This is a genomic window from Streptomyces sp. NPDC028308, from assembly GCF_055565855.1.
Genome location: NZ_JBVHTO010000013.1, coordinates 278,689 through 293,404, shown reverse-complemented (window position 1 = coordinate 293,404; position 14,716 = coordinate 278,689). Strand labels below are relative to the sequence as shown.

The following is a 14,716-nucleotide window of genomic DNA, read 5'->3' as shown; positions in this document are numbered from 1 at the left end:
GGCACCGGGTACACCGCGGGGCGACAACTCGGCGCTCCTGTAAAGCGGTTGCCGCTCCGGGGGACGGCCGGTAGGAAGACGGTCATGACCGTCCTCGGCGCCGTCTTCCGTCCCCAGCTTCCTCCCGAGCGCCTCCGCGCCCTGGCCCGTCTGGCGGACGACGCCGGGCTCGACGAGCTGTGGCTCTGGGAGGACTGCTTCCTAGAAGGGGGCATCTCCACCGCGGCGGCGGCACTCGCCTGGACCGAGCGGCTGCGGGTCGGCGTGGGCCTGCTGCCCGTACCGCTGCGCAACGTCGCCCTCACCGCGATGGAGGCCGCCACCCTGCACCGCCTCTTCCCCGGGCGGGCCGTACTGGCCGTCGGGCACGGGGTGCAGGACTGGATGGGCCAGGTCGGGGCGCGAGCCGAGTCCCCGGTGACGCTGCTCCGCGAGTACCTGGCCGCCCTGCGCGCACTGCTCGGCGGGGAGCGGGTCACGACCGACGGCCGCTACGTCAAGCTGGACGGTGTCGCCCTCGACTGGCCGCCCGCGCCCGGGGTGCCCGTACTGGCCGGTGTCACCGGACCCCGGTCCCTGCGCCTGTCCGGCGAGGCCGCCGACGGCACCGTCCTGACCGCCGCCACCGCCCCGGACGGCGTCCGGCGGGCGCGACTGTTGATCGACGAGGGCCGCGCGGCGGCCGGCCGGACCGACCCGCACCGGATCGTCGTCAATTTGCACACGGCGACCGGTCCGGGCGCCGCCGCCCGGCTGCGGGCCGAGATCGAGGCGAACGGCGAGGACACCGTCCCGGAGCACGGCGTCGCCGGGGACGCGTCCGCCGTGGCCGAGGCCGTGCGGCGCCTCGCGGACGCCGGCGCCGACACCGTCGTCCTCCAGCCCACCGCCGACGAGCCCGACCCCGAGGGCTTCCTGCGCTTCGCCGCGACCGAGGTACGGCCCCTGGTCTCCTGAGAGTCGCCTCCCCGGGGCTCCGGAGTGCGCGAGGCCCGCGCGGGTCCGGTCAGGCGGGCGGGTGGTCTCCCGTGCCGCCGTCGATGAGTTCGCGCAGGATGTCCATGTGGCCCGCGTGCCGTGCCGTCTCCTCGACCATGTGGACCAGGACCCAGCGCAGGGAGACGGTCGTGCCGTTCCACGACGTGCCCACGTCGTCCGGCGACAGCTCCGCGATCGTGCGGTCGGCGGCGGCGCGGGCCCGGCCGTAGAAGTCGGTGATCCGCTCCGTCGTCTCGCCGGGCGCCGCGCTCATGTCCTCGTCGGTGTACGGGTCGAACCACAGCGGCTCGACCTCCCGCCCGAAGGTCCGGCAGAACCAGCCGTACTCCACGGACGCCAGGTGCTTCACCAGACCGAGCAGGCTGGTGCCCGAGGGCGTCATCACCCGCCGCACCTGCTCGTCGTCCAGTCCGGCCAGCTTCCACAGGACCGCGTCCCGGTGCCGGTCGAGGCTCGCGCGCAGGATGTCCTTCTCGCCGGCGGTGTACGGCACCGGTACGGCACCCGATTCGGTCGTCATTCCCGGAACGTAGCAGCGGGCACCGACAGTCGACGGCCCCCGCCGCCCCACCGTCCCCGCCGCCTCGCGGTCTCCGCCGTCGCCGCGAAAACCCGGTCGCCGACGCGGCCCCCGCTTGGCAGGATCGGCGCATGACCACGGACCGTTCCTTCGAAGAGCTCGTCGCCGAGGCGGACGCCGCCCCCGTCGAAGGCTGGGACTTCTCCTGGTTCGAGGGCCGGGCCACCGAGGAGCGCCCGCCCTGGGGGTACGCGCGGGCCATGGGCCGGCGCCTCGCGCGCGCCGCGTCCGCACTCGACCTGCAGACCGGCGGCGGCGAAGTCCTCGCCTCCGCGCCCCGGTTGCCCCGCCTCACGGTCGCAACCGAGGGCTGGCCGCCGAACGTCGCGAAGGCGACCGCACTCCTGCACCCGCGCGGCGCCGTCGTCGTCGCCTCGCCGGAGGACGCGCCGCTGCCCTTCGCGGACGCCGCTTTCGACCTGGTCACCAGCCGCCATCCCGTATCGACGCACTGGGCGGAGATCGCGCGCGTACTGCGTCCCGGCGGCACGTACTTCTCCCAACAGGTCGGCCCCGCCAGCGTCTTCGAGCTCGTCGAGTACTTCGTGGGACGGCAGCCGCGGGAGACCAGGGAGGCCCGGCATCCCGACCGCGCCCGCGCCGCCGCCGAGGCAGCCGGACTTGAGGTCGTGGACCTGCGCACGGCCCGGCTGCGCATCGAGTTCCTCGACATCGGGGCCGTGGTCCACTTCCTGCGCAAGGTGATCTGGATGGTCCCCGGGTTCACGGTCGACCGGTACCGGGACCGGCTGCTGGCCCTGCACGAAGAGATCGTGGGCAACGGCCCCTTCGTCGCGCACAGCACCCGCTACCTCATCGAGGCGCGCATGCCGGAGCGCTGAGAGCCCCGGGGGTAGCGGGACCGTGGCCCGGACGCCCGTTGTGCGAGACGCCCGTCCACATCCCGGATTCCCTCACAGGTTTTCCACATCGTTATCCGGGGCTGCTCGCGCCCGGTTGCTCGTCTCACGTAAGTTCGGACCAAGGTAATTCGCGTGAGCAAAGCTGCGCGCGTGGCACCGCGCGGTGGAGGGGGCTGCGCGGTGCCGACCCCGTTTTCCGGCCTCAGCCGGGCGCCCCGGACCGATCCTCCTGGACGGCGACCCGTACCCCGCGACGTACGCCCCAGCGCTCCATCGCCCCGGCCTCGGCCTCCAGGACGTGCCGGGCCCGTGGGCGCGGCAGCCCCACCCGGCCCGGACGCATCGTCCGCACCGCGATCACGCGCAACGTCCGGTCCAGATAGGCGACGTCGATCGCGAACCGCATCCCCACGGTGTGCACCGAGTTCGCCGGGCTCAGCAGCAGCGCCCCCGCGATCCCGTCCCGGCCGAGCAGCCCCCGCCGTCTCGCCCGCGCCGACTCCGCGCGCTCCAGGGGTACGGGTGCGGGCGTGAGAGGGGTCGTGAAGGTCGCCATGGCCGTGAAGGTAGCGGCGGCGTCAAGCGGACGTCGCCACGCGCGTCACCCACCCGGAGTACGGCGCCCTCCGGGCACCAGGTGCCTCACAGGTGCCCTCGGACCTCCGAAACCTCCATGGATTCCCCTCCATTACCTTGGAATCCGCTGTGATCCGGCCATGCACGGCCCCTGAATGAGGGGTTCCGCGATTATCGCCGCGTTGCTGGGCGACTCCGGAGAGTAGTTGTGGCACGCCGATGCACGCAGCATCACTTACGAAGGGTTATGGTGGAAACCCCCCCTCGGGCCGGTCCGTCTCCCCCCCACGGACCGGCCCGTTTTTTGTGCCCTCGCGCGGCGGCCCCGCCCCCGGGGACCGCGACGCCCCCCGGCCCCCTCCGTACACCGGACGCCCCGGCCCCCACCCCCTGCCCGCATCGGGCGACTTGCGCCACCGGACCGGGCGTGCCCGGGGCCCGCCTCCCGTGGCCGGGCGCTGACACCCATGGGCCGGGCCCCAGTTGCACGGGGGTAGGCTTCGCCTCCGGGGACCGCCATATGGACAGGGATTGCGCCCGCTCGCGCCTGTCTGATCCGCACGGAGGGGCTGACAACACGTGACCTTGCGCGACAACCTGCGCCGTCTGCTGGTCAGGTTCTACACACGCAGGGTGGAAGGCCACCTCGACCACGACCAGGTGCCCAAGCACATCGGCGTCATCATGGACGGCAACCGCCGGTGGGCGAAGGCCGCGGGCAGCACCGCCGCCCACGGCCACCGCGCCGGAGCCGACAAGATCGAGGAGTTCCTCGGCTGGTGCTCCGAGACCGACGTCGAGGTCGTCACCCTCTGGCTGCTCTCCACGGACAACTTCGACCGTCCGAAGGAGGAGCTGGTCCCGCTCCTGGAGATCATCGAGGGCGTCGTCCGCACCCTGGCCGCCGACGGCCGCTGGCGCGTCCACCACGTGGGTACGCCCGACATCCTGCCCTCGCAGATGCAGACGGTCCTCAAGGAGGCCGAGGAGACCACGGCGCACGTCGACGGGATAGTGGTCAACGTCGCCATCGGCTACGGCGGACGCCAGGAGATCGCGGACGCCGTGCGCTCCATGCTCCTGGAGGCCGCCGACCAGGGCACCGCCCTCACCGACCTCGCCGACTCCGTCGACGTCGACCTCATCGGCAAGCACCTCTACACGGGTGACCAGCCCGATCCGGACCTGGTGATCCGCACCAGCGGCGAGCAGCGCCTGTCCGGGTTCATGCTGTGGCAGACGGCCCACTCGGAGTACTACTTCTGTGAGGTCTTCTGGCCGGCCTTCCGCAAGGTCGATTTCCTGCGCGCCCTGCGCGACTACGCGGCGCGACATCGCCGTTACGGCGGCTGACCCGGGAGCACGCCAGGGACGTACGTCACCAGGAGTTAACGAACGCGCCGTCATGCCCTTTGGCATGGCGGCGCTCGTTACAGGGCATAAAGCTTCCAGGTCGACGCCCGAACCACGGGTGTCGGATCTCAGCGGGCGGCACGGGGCCGTCCGCCCGGGAGGCCCTTTGCACCAGCCCGACCGTGTGGTCAGCACGGACGAAGCGGAGGGCCGGTTCCCGGCCCGCGCAGCGTGGCCGAGACCGGTCCAGATCTCCTTCGTCGCTCCCCGACCTCATCCGAGGGGGTACGTCCTTCCGTGGTGACCAGCGCAAAGCGCCACAAGCCAGACCGGCGCACCTACGTTCTCGACACCAGCGTCCTGCTGGCCGATCCGCACGCGATGAACCGCTTCGACGAGCACGAAGTCGTGCTGCCGATCGTCGTGGTCACGGAACTGGAGGCCAAGCGGCACCATCCCGAGCTCGGCTACTTCGCCCGGCAGGCCCTGCGGCTGCTCGACGAGTTCCGGGTCCGGCACGGCCGGCTCGACGCCCCGATCCCGGTCGGGGATCTCGGCGGGACCGTACGTGTCGAGCTCAACCACTCGGACCCCAGCATCCTGCCCAGCGGCTACCGCCTGGGGGACAACGACTCCCGCATCCTCGCGGTCGCTCGCAACCTCCAGGCCGAGGGCTACGACGTCACCGTCGTGTCGAAGGACCTGCCGCTGAGGATCAAGGCGTCCTCGGTCGGGCTCCTGGCCGAGGAGTACCGGGCGGAGCTCGCCATCACGGGCTCGTCCGGCTGGACCGGGATGGCCGAGCTGACGCTCCCGGGCGAGCAGGTGGACGTCCTCTTCGAGGAGGGGCACGCCTACGTACCCGAGGCGGCCGAGCTGCCGGTGCACACGGGCCTGACGATCCAGTCCGAGCGCGGCAAGGCACTCGGGCGCGTCACGCCCGAGGGCAACGTCCGGCTCGTCCGCGGCGATCGCGAGGCCTTCGGGATCAAGGGGAGGAGCGCCGAGCAGCGCATCGCTCTCGACCTCCTGCTCGATCCGGACATCGGGATCGTGTCGATGGGCGGCCGGGCCGGCACCGGCAAGTCCGCGCTCGCGCTCTGCGCCGGTCTGGAGGCCGTACTGGAGCGGCGCCAGCACCAGAAGGTCATGGTCTTCCGGCCGCTGTACGCGGTCGGCGGGCAGGAGCTCGGCTATCTGCCCGGCTCCGAGTCCGAGAAGATGAGCCCCTGGGCGCAGGCGGTCTTCGACACGCTCTCCGCGGTCACCAGCCGCGAGGTCATCGAGGAGGTCACCGCACGCGGGATGCTGGAGGTGCTGCCGCTCACGCACATCCGCGGCCGCTCCCTCCACGACGCCTTCGTGATCGTGGACGAGGCACAGTCGCTGGAACGGAACGTGCTGCTGACCGTTCTGTCCCGTATCGGCGCCAACTCGCGGGTCGTACTGACCCATGACGTGGCACAGCGGGACAATCTGCGGGTCGGCCGGTACGACGGAGTGGTCGCCGTCGTCGAGAAACTGAAGGGCCATCCGCTCTTCGCGCACGTCACCCTGAACCGGTCCGAGAGGTCCCAGATTGCGGCCCTTGTGACCGAAATGCTGGAGGACGGACACATCTAGGGTCTGGTGCCCCATGGCACCCAACCCGGGGCGAGAGCATGTCAGTTGGCGCCGTCCGGCAAAGGCCAAGAGCCTAGCCGGGCGGCGTCTTGGCGCGTGCACGTTTCCGGGAAACTCGTGGGGCAAACGAGGTGTGAGCTTTCACACGCAAGAGAGAATTGCCTTGCGGCATCGGGGTACGGCAGAGTCTCACTCCTGTCAGGCCCCGCATACGACACACGTGTACCCCCAGCGGTACGGCACAACAGGAAACATCAGAACTCCATAGAGCCGTCGTATGCCGCCCGAGCACCACGCGGCGCTCCCCGCAAGGGAGTTGCCCACCGGGCCCGCGCCTCCCGTGACCCCGCAGTTGGGAGGCCAGTGCCGAGGGGCACGATTGCGTCCGCGAGGGTCACCTAAGCGGGCGATGCTGGAAGGAAACCGAGTGAGCCGGATTTCGGTCCGGGGATTCGCAGTGGCTTCTGCCACCGCGGTCACCGCTGTTGGCGCCGTCACCGGTGTTGCCGCGGGCAGCACCGCGCAGTCCCCCAACGACGCCGAGGCGACGGCCAGCGACGCGACGCTCCTCGCGGACATACCCGCGGGTCAGCAGGCTCAGGTGCAGACCGCCTCCCTGACGCAGCAGGCCGACGCACAGGCCATCGCCGCGGACGCCAGCGCCAAGAAGGACGCGGAGGAAGCGGCTCGCAAGCAGGCCGCCGAGGACGCGATCGCCAAGCAGAAGGCCGCGGAGAAGGCCGAGCAGGAAGCGAAGGACCGCAAGGAGGCCGAGGCCAAGGCCAGCCGTTCGGCCACGCGGGACGTCAGCACCTTCTCCGTGCAGAGCTCGTACACCGTCGCGCAGATCCAGGCGATGGCGCGGCAGGTGGTGCCGAGCGGGCAGTTCCAGTGCTTCAGCAACATCGTGGACCACGAGTCCAGCTGGAACTACAAGGCGGTCAACGCCTCCTCCGGTGCCTACGGTCTCTTCCAGGCACTGCCCGGTTCGAAGATGTCGTCCGTCGGTTCCGACTGGCAGACGAACCCGGCCACCCAGATCAAGTGGGGCCTCAACTACATGGACAGCCGCTACGGCAGCCCGTGCGAGGCCTGGTCCTTCTGGCAGGCCAACCACTGGTACTAGCCGGTGGCCGCATACGGCGGCTCAACCTCACGAAGCCCCTCACCGTCCTTGGGTGAGGGGCTTCGGCCGTGCCGTGGCCCCGCCATGTACGGTCGGACGGAACGACTCCGGGGGAGTGGTGGGGAGCAACGGGGGAAGAGGACGGATCATGTCGCAAGTGCCCAGATGGCTCGGTCGGATCGGCGCGGAACTGACCGAGCTGGGGGAGCGGTTGGACGAGCGCCGCGCCGAGGTCGAGCGCGAGACGCAGGGGGAGGCCGACACGGGCGTCCCCCGTGCCGCCGTGGTGCCCGCCGGCGTCCGCGAGGCCGGCCGGGGACGCCCGGCGGCGGCCGACGATGAGGAGTCCACCGCTCCCGGGGCGGAGGACTCCGAGGACTCCGCTCCCGAGCAGGTCCCCGCGCCCCCGCAGTACGCCCCCGCCGTGGCCGCCCGCCCCGACCCCGCCGCGGCCGTGCCGTGGGGGGTACGCGTCGCGGCCGAGGCCGGCTGGCGGCTGCTCGTCCTCGCGGGCACCGTCTGGGTGCTGATGCGGGTCATCAGCGCCGTACAGCTGGTGGTGCTCGCCTTCGTGACGGCGCTGCTCGTCACCGCGCTGCTCCAGCCCACCGTGGCGCGGCTGCGCCGGCACGGCGTCCCGCGCGGACTGGCCACGGCGCTCACCGCGATCCTCGGCTTCGTCGTCATGGGCCTGGTCGGCTGGTTCGTGGTCTGGCAGGTGATGGAGAACATCGACAACCTCTCCAGCCAGATCCAGGACGGCATCGACGAGCTGCGCAAGTGGCTCCTCAACAGCCCGTTCCACGTGACGGACAAGCAGATCAACGAGATCGCCAAGAACCTGCGCGAGGCGGTCGGCGCCAACACCGACCAGATCACCTCCGCCGGGCTGGAGGGCGTCACGGTCATCGTCGAAGGCCTGACCGGGATCCTGCTGACGATGTTCTCGACGCTGTTCCTGCTGTACGACGGCAAGCGGATCTGGGAGTGGTCGCTCAAGCTCGTCCCGGCCGCCGCCCGTCCGGGTGTCGCCGGCGCCGGACCGCGCGCCTGGCGCACGCTCACGGCCTACGTCCGCGGCACGGTGATCGTCGCGCTCATCGACGCCATCTTCATCGGCCTCGGCATCTACTTCCTCGACGTGCCGATGGCCGTGCCGCTCGCCGTCTTCATCTTCCTCTTCGCGTTCATCCCGCTGGTGGGCGCGGTGGTGTCGGGAGCGCTCGCCGTCGTCGTCGCGCTCGTCACCCAGGGCGTGTTCGCGGCCGTCATGGTGCTGGCCGTGGTCCTCGCCGTGCAGCAGATCGAGGGCCACATCCTCCAGCCGTTCATCCTCGGCCGCGCGGTGCGGGTGCATCCGCTGGCCGTCGTGCTGTCCGTCGCCGCGGGCGGGATGATCGCCGGAATCGGCGGCGCGGTCGTCGCGGTGCCCCTGGTCGCCGTGACCAACACCGTGGTCGGCTACCTCCGTTCGTACGCCGAGGAGACGGCCCTGCGCCAGGCGCCGCCGCCTCCGCCGGACGCCTGAGCCCGTCCGCGGGGCCCGCGGACGGGCCCGGCGGAGCACAACCGCGAGAACGGCCGGAGCCCCGCCCACCACAGAGGTGAGCGGGGCTCCTGAGCCGGGGGAGGGACTACTCGGCGAGGACGGCCTCGGCGTCGAGCGTCGTGCCGACCGCCTGGATCACCGAGGCGATCTTGAACGCCTCCTGGATCGTCTCGCGGTCGACGCCGGCCTTGCGCAGCACCTGCTCGTGCGAGTCGAGGCACTGCCCGCAGCCGTTGACGGCCGAGACGGCCAGCGACCACAGCTCGAAGTCGACCTTCTCGACACCGGGGTTGCCGATGACGTTCATCCGCAGACCCGCCCGCAGCGTCCCGTACTCCGGGTCGGAGAGCAGGTGCCGCGTCCGGTAGAAGACGTTGTTCATCGCCATGATCGCGGCGGCCGACTTGGCGGCCGTGTACGCCTCCGGCGAGAGGTTCGCCTTCGCCTCGGGCTCCAGCTCGCGCAGCACACGCGGTGAGCGGGACGCGATGGCGCAGGCGAGCACCGTGCCCCACAGCTGCTGCTGCGGGAGCTCGGAGTTGCCGATCACCGAACCGAGGTTCAGGCGGAGGTCCTTGGCGTAGTCCGGTATGGCGGACTTCAGTTCATCGAGGGCCATGGGGGTCACTCACCGGCCAGCAGCGCGACCGGGTCGAGGGTGTTCTCGCCCTTGGTCCAGTTGCACGGGCACAGCTCGTCCGTCTGGAGGGCGTCCAGGACCCGCAGGACCTCCTTGGGGTTACGGCCGACGGAGCCGGCGGTCACCATGGAGAACTGGATCTCGTTGTTCTGGTCGACGATGAAGACGGCGCGCTTGGCGAAGCCGTCCTCGCCCTCGATGCCGAGGTCGCGCATGAGCTCGTGCTTGGAGTCCGCCATCATCGGGAACGGCAGGTCGCGCAGGTCGTCGTGGTCCTTGCGCCAGGCGTGGTGCACGAACTCGGAGTCGCCGGAGAAGCCGAGGACCTGGGCGTCACGGTCGGCGAACTCGCTGTTCAGCTTGCCGAAGGCGGCGATCTCGGTCGGGCACACGAAGGTGAAGTCCTTGGGCCACGCGAAGATGACCTTCCACTGACCCTCGTAGGTCTTGTGGTTGATCTGCTGGAACTCCTCGCCCTTCTCCAGCGAGACGCAGGCGGTCAGGTCGAACTCGGGGAACTTGTCACCGACAGTGAGCACGCGCTCTCCTTGCAGCGAGGAAACGCCCCTTTTGGGGGCCTTTCCCATGGGTTGGACGCTGATGATGTTGGCACAGGCTGCATTGATTAGTGAAATAGCTACACTCGGTCGTGTTGATCGGTGTGGGCTATCAGTAGCAATGAGTAAGGGGTATGGCCATGGCGGGCGCCAGGAGTTCGACGGGTCCCGGAGTCCTCGGCGGTCCGGCCGGTCCCGCGGGGGCACTGGGCGCCAAGGGCTCCCTGGGGGCCAAGGGCGCCCTCGGAGCCAAGGGCAACGGGCGGCGGCAGCCCAGTCTCGCGCAGCTGCGGGCCTTCGCCGCCGTCGCCGAGCACCTGCACTTCCGGGACGCCGCCGCCGCGATCGGCATGAGCCAGCCCGCCCTGTCCGGCGCGGTGTCGGCCCTGGAGGAGACCCTCGGGGTGACGCTGCTGGAGCGCACGACCCGCAAGGTGCTCCTGTCACCCGAGGGCGAGCGTCTCGCCGTACGCGCCAAGGCCGTGCTGGACGCGGTCGGGGCGCTGATGGAGGAGGCCGAGGCGGTACGGGCCCCGTTCACCGGCGTGCTCCGGCTCGGGGTGATCCCCACCGTGGCGCCGTACCTGCTGCCGACCGTCCTGAAGCTGGTGCACGACCGCTATCCCGACCTCGACCTCCAGGTCCACGAGGAGCAGACGGCCAACCTGCTGGAGGGCCTGGCCGTGGGACGGCTGGACCTGCTGCTGCTCGCTGTGCCGCTCGGCGTGCCCGGCGTCGTCGAACTCCCGCTCTTCGACGAGGACTTCGTGCTCGTCACCCCGCTCGACCACTGGCTCGGCGGCCGGGAGGGCATCCCCCGCCAGGCGCTGCGCGAGCTGAACCTGCTGCTCCTGGACGAGGGCCACTGCCTGCGCGACCAGGCGCTCGACATCTGCCGGGAGGCCGGACGCGCGGACGCGCCCGTCACCACGACCGCCGCCGGACTCTCCACGCTGGTCCAGCTGGTGGCCGGCGGCCTCGGTGTGACCCTGCTGCCGCGCACCGCCGTCAAGGTCGAGACGAGCCGCAGCAACCAGCTCCTCACCGGGTACTTCGAGGACCCGGCGCCCACCCGGCGGATCGCGCTCGCCATGCGCGCCGGTGCCGCGCGGGGCGCCGAGTACGAGGAGCTGGCCGGGGCGCTCCGGGACGCGCTGCGGCCGCTGCCCGTCCGGGTGCTCTGACCCCCGGACGGGCCCGGCCGGGCTACTCCGTGCGCAGGCCGTCCGGCCGCATCAGCCGCAGCAACGGCGGCAGGCTCAGCGCCGTCACCAGCAGGACGACGCCCGCGCCGACGCCCGCCATCGACAGCACGCTCGACCAGTCCACCGTCACCGAGGTGTCCGTCATCTTCAGCAGGACGGTGCCGAGGGTCAGGCCCACCGTGGTGGCGAGCAGCAGGCCCAGGGTGATCGGGATCGCGGTCTGCCACAGCACCGACAGGCTCAACGTCCGGCGCCGGGTGCCGAAGGCGACCAGCGCCGACAGCAGCTTCTTGCGCTCGCGCAACTGCTCCAGCTGCGAGACCAGCAGGCTCGCGCCGATCAGGAAGAGGACGCAGGTCGCGCCGACGAACAGACCCGTGCGGATGGAGGTGAAGCGTCCCGAACGCTCCATCGACGACCAGGAGTTGGCGTTGGTCAGCGGTCCGAGCGTCGCAGCGGTGTTGCGGACGTGCTCGCGGACGTCCGGCACCGTCCCGTCGATCCTGAGGAAGAGCTGGCCCTCCACGGCCGCCGCCGCGTTCGCCGGCAGGGCGCCCGTGGTGATCAGGATCCCGCCGCGCTCCCAGCCCGTCGGGTCCTCACGCGACCCCGCCTTCCTGAGGTCCTTCGGCACGGTCCAGGCGATCTGGTGGCGCTTGGGGCTGCCGTCGTAGGAGGGGTCGATGTAGAGCTTCCTGCCGGGCTTGCCCAGGTCGGCGGTCCCGCCGTCGTACGCGGCGCCCTGCACGGCGAAGACGTCACCGTCCCGGCACGAGGACAGCCGCGCCACCTCGCGCAGCGACGCGCAGTCGCCGACGGTCAGGTTCACGGACGCCTCGGGGTCCTTGGCGCGCTCGCCGACGGTGGCGTAGGACAACGGCGTCACGTGCCGTACGCCCTCGGTCCGCTCCAGCCGCCCGGCGGCCTCGGCCACCGGGACGCCGTGCTGCACGGTCACCTGCATCTGCGCCCGCGAGAGGTCGTTGCGGGACTCCTTGGTGTAGTCGCCCTCGACCCCCGCGAACAGCATCTGCAGGGCGATCGCACCCGCCACCGCCACCGCGATGCCGTTGACCATGCGCGCCGCGCTGCCGCTGCTCAACTGGAGCCTGCGTACGGCCAATTGCCAGGCCACCCCGCCGGAGTCGAGCCGGGCCACGACGGACTCGACCACCCAGGGAAGCAGCGCGGTGACGCCGACCAGCAGCAGGATGACACCGCCGACCACCATGTACTGGTTGAAGTTCCCGTCGTCCCGCCCCTGCCCGACCATCGGGTAGAGCAGCGCCAGTCCGCCGAGCGGCACCAGCAGCCGCCACCACAACCGACGCCGTGCGGGCCGGGCCGTGCGGACGACGCCCAGCGGCTCGATGACCACCCCGCGCAGCGCGAAGAGGGTCACCGCGACCGCGGCGGCCGGGACGGCGACGGCGACCAGCGCCACCAGCGCGGGCGTCGGGTTGAGGTCGCCGGGGAACACGCTGATCTGGAACAGCTCCAGCATCCCGGCGAGTTCGCGGCCGGCCAGGAAAAACCCGGCGCCGAGGACGAGCCCGACGAGCGCGCCCGCCAGAGCCTCACCGGCCGCGATCCTGCGGGTCATCCGCCCGTCGGCGCCGACCAGGCGCAGCGCCGCCAGCCTGCGGTCGCGCCGCTCGCCGCCGAACCGCACCGCCGCGGCGATGAAGACGCCGACCGGCATCAGCAGCACCACGAAGACGATCAGGATGAGCAACAGCAGTACGGGGTCGAGCTGTTCGCCGTTCTGGTCCGTCGACCCGAAGGACTTGATGCGCTCGATGCGGACACCGCTCGTGCGGTCCGCCCCGGCCAGGTCCCGGGAGCCGGCGTAGAAGACGAGTTCGTGCGGTCCGACCAGCCCGGCGTCGCCGACCGTCCCCGTGATCCGGTACGGCAGCCGTTCGCGCAGCAGCCGGCCCTCGTCGGACTTCAGCAGCCGCTCCAGGCCGGGGGAGACGACCATCTCGCCGGCCGCGGGGAACTTCCGCACGCCTGGCGGCAGGGGCGCGTGTGCGCCCTCGGGCTGGAGCAGCCGTCCGCGCACGTCGTCGGAGCGGAAGGTGGTGTCGGCGGTGCCCACGAGCAGCGTCCGGTCGCTCTTCTTCGCGACCAGCGAGCTGTACGTCATGTCGTTGCGGGCGCGCTCCCGGTCGTGCCGGGCGCCGAGGGCGCTCGGCAGGGCCGTCGTGAGCAGCAGCAGCGCCACGCCGAGTCCCACGCCGACGGCCGTCAGGAGGACGCGCCCCCAGCCCTCGCGGCCGCCCGTGACCGCGAACCTGGCGCCCATGGCCAGGTCCCGGGACCACTGGCGGGCGCTCATACGACGCGCTCCATGTCGCGGGACCTGCCGTCGCGGACGACGATCTCCCGGTCGGAGTAGGCGGCCACGCGTGCCTCGTGCGTGACGAGGACGACGGCGGCGTTGGTCGACCGGGCCGCGTCCGTGAGCAGTTCCATCACGCGCTCGCCGTTGAGCGAGTCGAGCGCGCCCGTCGGCTCGTCGGCGAACAGCACCCGCGGGCTGGTGACCAGCGAGCGGGCGACGGCGACGCGCTGCCCCTGACCGCCGGAGACCTCGCCGGGGCGCTTGCCCGCCAGGTCGTCGACCTCCAGGCGCTCCATCCAGGACAGGGCGGTGCGCTCGGCCTCCTTGCGACCGGTGCCGTTCAGCCGCAGGGGGAGGGCCACGTTCTCGACGCAGGTCAGCTCGGGGACGAGCTGGCCGAACTGGAAGACGAACCCGAAGTCGCTGCGCCGCAGGGAGCTGCGTTCGGCGTCGCTCATGCCGGCCATCTCCCGGCCGTCGTACATGATCGAGCCGGAGTCGGGCGGGACGATGCCGGCGAGGCAGTGCAGCAGGGTGGACTTGCCGGAGCCGGAGGGGCCCATCACGGCGACGACCTCGCCCGGGTGGATGGAGAACTCGGCGCCGTCCAGGGCGGCGGTCGGGCCGTACGTCTTGCGCAGTTCCGTCGCCGTCAGCAGGGAACCGGGGGGAGGAGTCATCGGGTCACCACCTCGGCGAGCTTGTCGAGGCGCGCGGCGGTGAGTTCGAGCCACCGCAGGTCGGCCTCCAGATGGAAGAGGGCGTGGTCGCAGATCAGCTGGTCCGCGAGGTCGCCCTTGCGCTTGCGGTCGGTCAGGATGCGCATCATGCGCAGGTGCTCGGCGCGCTGCGTGTCGAGGATCTCGGCCGCGTCGCGGTGGGTGAGCAGGGCCAGGACGACCTTCGTGTACAGGGTCGACTGGAGGTACGGCTCGGGCGGTTCGGGGGTCGCGAGCCAGCGCTGGACGTCGGTGATGCCGGCCTCGGTGATCGCGTACCGCTTGCGCTCCGGCCCGCCGCCCGCCTCGATCCCGTCGACCTCCACGAGGCCGTTCTTCAGCAGGCGGGACATCGTGGAGTAGACCTGGCCGTAGTGCAGCGACCGGTCGTGACCGAACTTTTCGTCGAAGGCCCGCTTGAGGTCGTAGCCGTGGCGGGGCCCGGACTCGAGGAGTCCCAGGAGTGTGTGACCGATGGACATGCGGAGCACTCTACACAGGGCGTATACACCCCGCGTATACACACCGCGAATAGATCATGGCGCAACGTGGCGCCCCGCAGGTCGGAGCGGGTTGTCA

The 14,716-nt window shown here is 71.4% G+C and carries 13 protein-coding genes and 1 pseudogene; 7 read left to right on the top strand and 7 right to left on the bottom strand.

The genetic code is table 11. The annotated features are described in order from the left end of the window. Positions 1-84: 84 nt before the first annotated feature. On the top strand, positions 85-957 hold the full coding sequence (locus ACZ4VA_RS30155) for an LLM class flavin-dependent oxidoreductase (protein ID WP_355784537.1): 873 nt from the start codon (positions 85-87) through the stop codon (positions 955-957). A gap of 49 nt (positions 958-1,006) precedes the next feature. Here ACZ4VA_RS30155 and ACZ4VA_RS30150 read toward each other — a convergent pair whose 3' ends face one another. Next, positions 1,007-1,519, bottom strand: coding sequence for a DinB family protein (locus ACZ4VA_RS30150; protein ID WP_355784534.1), 513 nt, complete (start codon positions 1,517-1,519; stop codon positions 1,007-1,009). Positions 1,520-1,650: 131 nt separating this feature from the next. Here ACZ4VA_RS30150 and ACZ4VA_RS30145 point away from each other — a divergent pair, with 131 nt between their 5' ends. Next, positions 1,651-2,421: a class I SAM-dependent methyltransferase gene (locus tag ACZ4VA_RS30145; RefSeq protein WP_356238193.1), complete on the top strand. Its 771-nt coding sequence runs from the start codon at positions 1,651-1,653 to the stop codon at positions 2,419-2,421. A 223-nt stretch (positions 2,422-2,644) separates the two neighbouring features. On the opposite strand, the gene ACZ4VA_RS30140 is transcribed toward ACZ4VA_RS30145, so the two are convergent. After that, on the bottom strand, positions 2,645-2,998 hold the full coding sequence (locus tag ACZ4VA_RS30140) for a DUF192 domain-containing protein (RefSeq protein ID WP_356171110.1): 354 nt from the start codon (positions 2,996-2,998) through the stop codon (positions 2,645-2,647). 599 nt (positions 2,999-3,597) lie between these two features. Here ACZ4VA_RS30140 and ACZ4VA_RS30135 point away from each other — a divergent pair. The 4 genes and pseudogenes from ACZ4VA_RS30135 to ACZ4VA_RS30120 all read left to right on the top strand — a co-directional run bounded on the left by ACZ4VA_RS30135 (position 3,598) and on the right by ACZ4VA_RS30120 (position 8,728). After that, on the top strand, positions 3,598-4,371 hold the full coding sequence (locus ACZ4VA_RS30135; RefSeq protein ID WP_389390539.1) for an isoprenyl transferase: 774 nt from the start codon (positions 3,598-3,600) through the stop codon (positions 4,369-4,371). A gap of 297 nt (positions 4,372-4,668) precedes the next feature. After that, on the top strand, positions 4,669-5,994 hold the full coding sequence (locus ACZ4VA_RS30130) for a PhoH family protein (protein WP_356171114.1): 1,326 nt from the start codon (positions 4,669-4,671) through the stop codon (positions 5,992-5,994). A gap of 427 nt (positions 5,995-6,421) precedes the next feature. Further along, on the top strand, positions 6,422-7,120 hold the full coding sequence (locus ACZ4VA_RS30125) for an aggregation-promoting factor C-terminal-like domain-containing protein (RefSeq protein ID WP_452922221.1): 699 nt from the start codon (positions 6,422-6,424) through the stop codon (positions 7,118-7,120). Between the two features lie 148 nt (positions 7,121-7,268). Beyond that, positions 7,269-8,728, top strand: a pseudogene (locus ACZ4VA_RS30120) (AI-2E family transporter). Positions 8,729-8,754: 26 nt separating this feature from the next. Here ACZ4VA_RS30120 and ACZ4VA_RS30115 read toward each other — a convergent pair. Both ACZ4VA_RS30115 and ACZ4VA_RS30110 read right to left on the bottom strand, forming a co-directional pair. Beyond that, on the bottom strand, positions 8,755-9,288 hold the full coding sequence (locus tag ACZ4VA_RS30115; protein WP_356171121.1) for an alkyl hydroperoxide reductase: 534 nt from the start codon (positions 9,286-9,288) through the stop codon (positions 8,755-8,757). Between the two features lie 5 nt (positions 9,289-9,293). Beyond that, a complete protein-coding gene (locus tag ACZ4VA_RS30110; protein WP_355792165.1) occupies positions 9,294-9,848 on the bottom strand; it encodes a peroxiredoxin in 555 nt (184 codons plus the stop codon). A gap of 305 nt (positions 9,849-10,153) precedes the next feature. On the opposite strand from ACZ4VA_RS30110, the gene ACZ4VA_RS30105 reads away from it, so the two are divergent. Continuing rightward, entirely contained in the window at positions 10,154-11,050 is an 897-nt protein-coding gene (locus tag ACZ4VA_RS30105; RefSeq protein WP_356171165.1) for a LysR substrate-binding domain-containing protein, read from the top strand. A gap of 22 nt (positions 11,051-11,072) precedes the next feature. Here the strand turns inward: ACZ4VA_RS30105 and ACZ4VA_RS30100 are convergent, their stop codons facing one another. From ACZ4VA_RS30100 to ACZ4VA_RS30090, 3 genes are read right to left on the bottom strand one after another with little or no spacing between them, the layout of a single operon-like run. Then, a complete protein-coding gene (locus ACZ4VA_RS30100; RefSeq protein WP_468083169.1) occupies positions 11,073-13,412 on the bottom strand; it encodes an ABC transporter permease in 2,340 nt (779 codons plus the stop codon). After that, a complete protein-coding gene (locus ACZ4VA_RS30095) occupies positions 13,409-14,098 on the bottom strand; it encodes an ABC transporter ATP-binding protein (protein WP_355779630.1) in 690 nt (229 codons plus the stop codon). Before ACZ4VA_RS30095 ends, ACZ4VA_RS30100 begins: the two co-directional genes overlap by 4 nt. After that, entirely contained in the window at positions 14,095-14,619 is a 525-nt protein-coding gene (locus tag ACZ4VA_RS30090) for a PadR family transcriptional regulator (RefSeq protein WP_355779633.1), read from the bottom strand. Before ACZ4VA_RS30090 ends, ACZ4VA_RS30095 begins: the two co-directional genes overlap by 4 nt. Positions 14,620-14,716 lie beyond the last annotated feature (97 nt).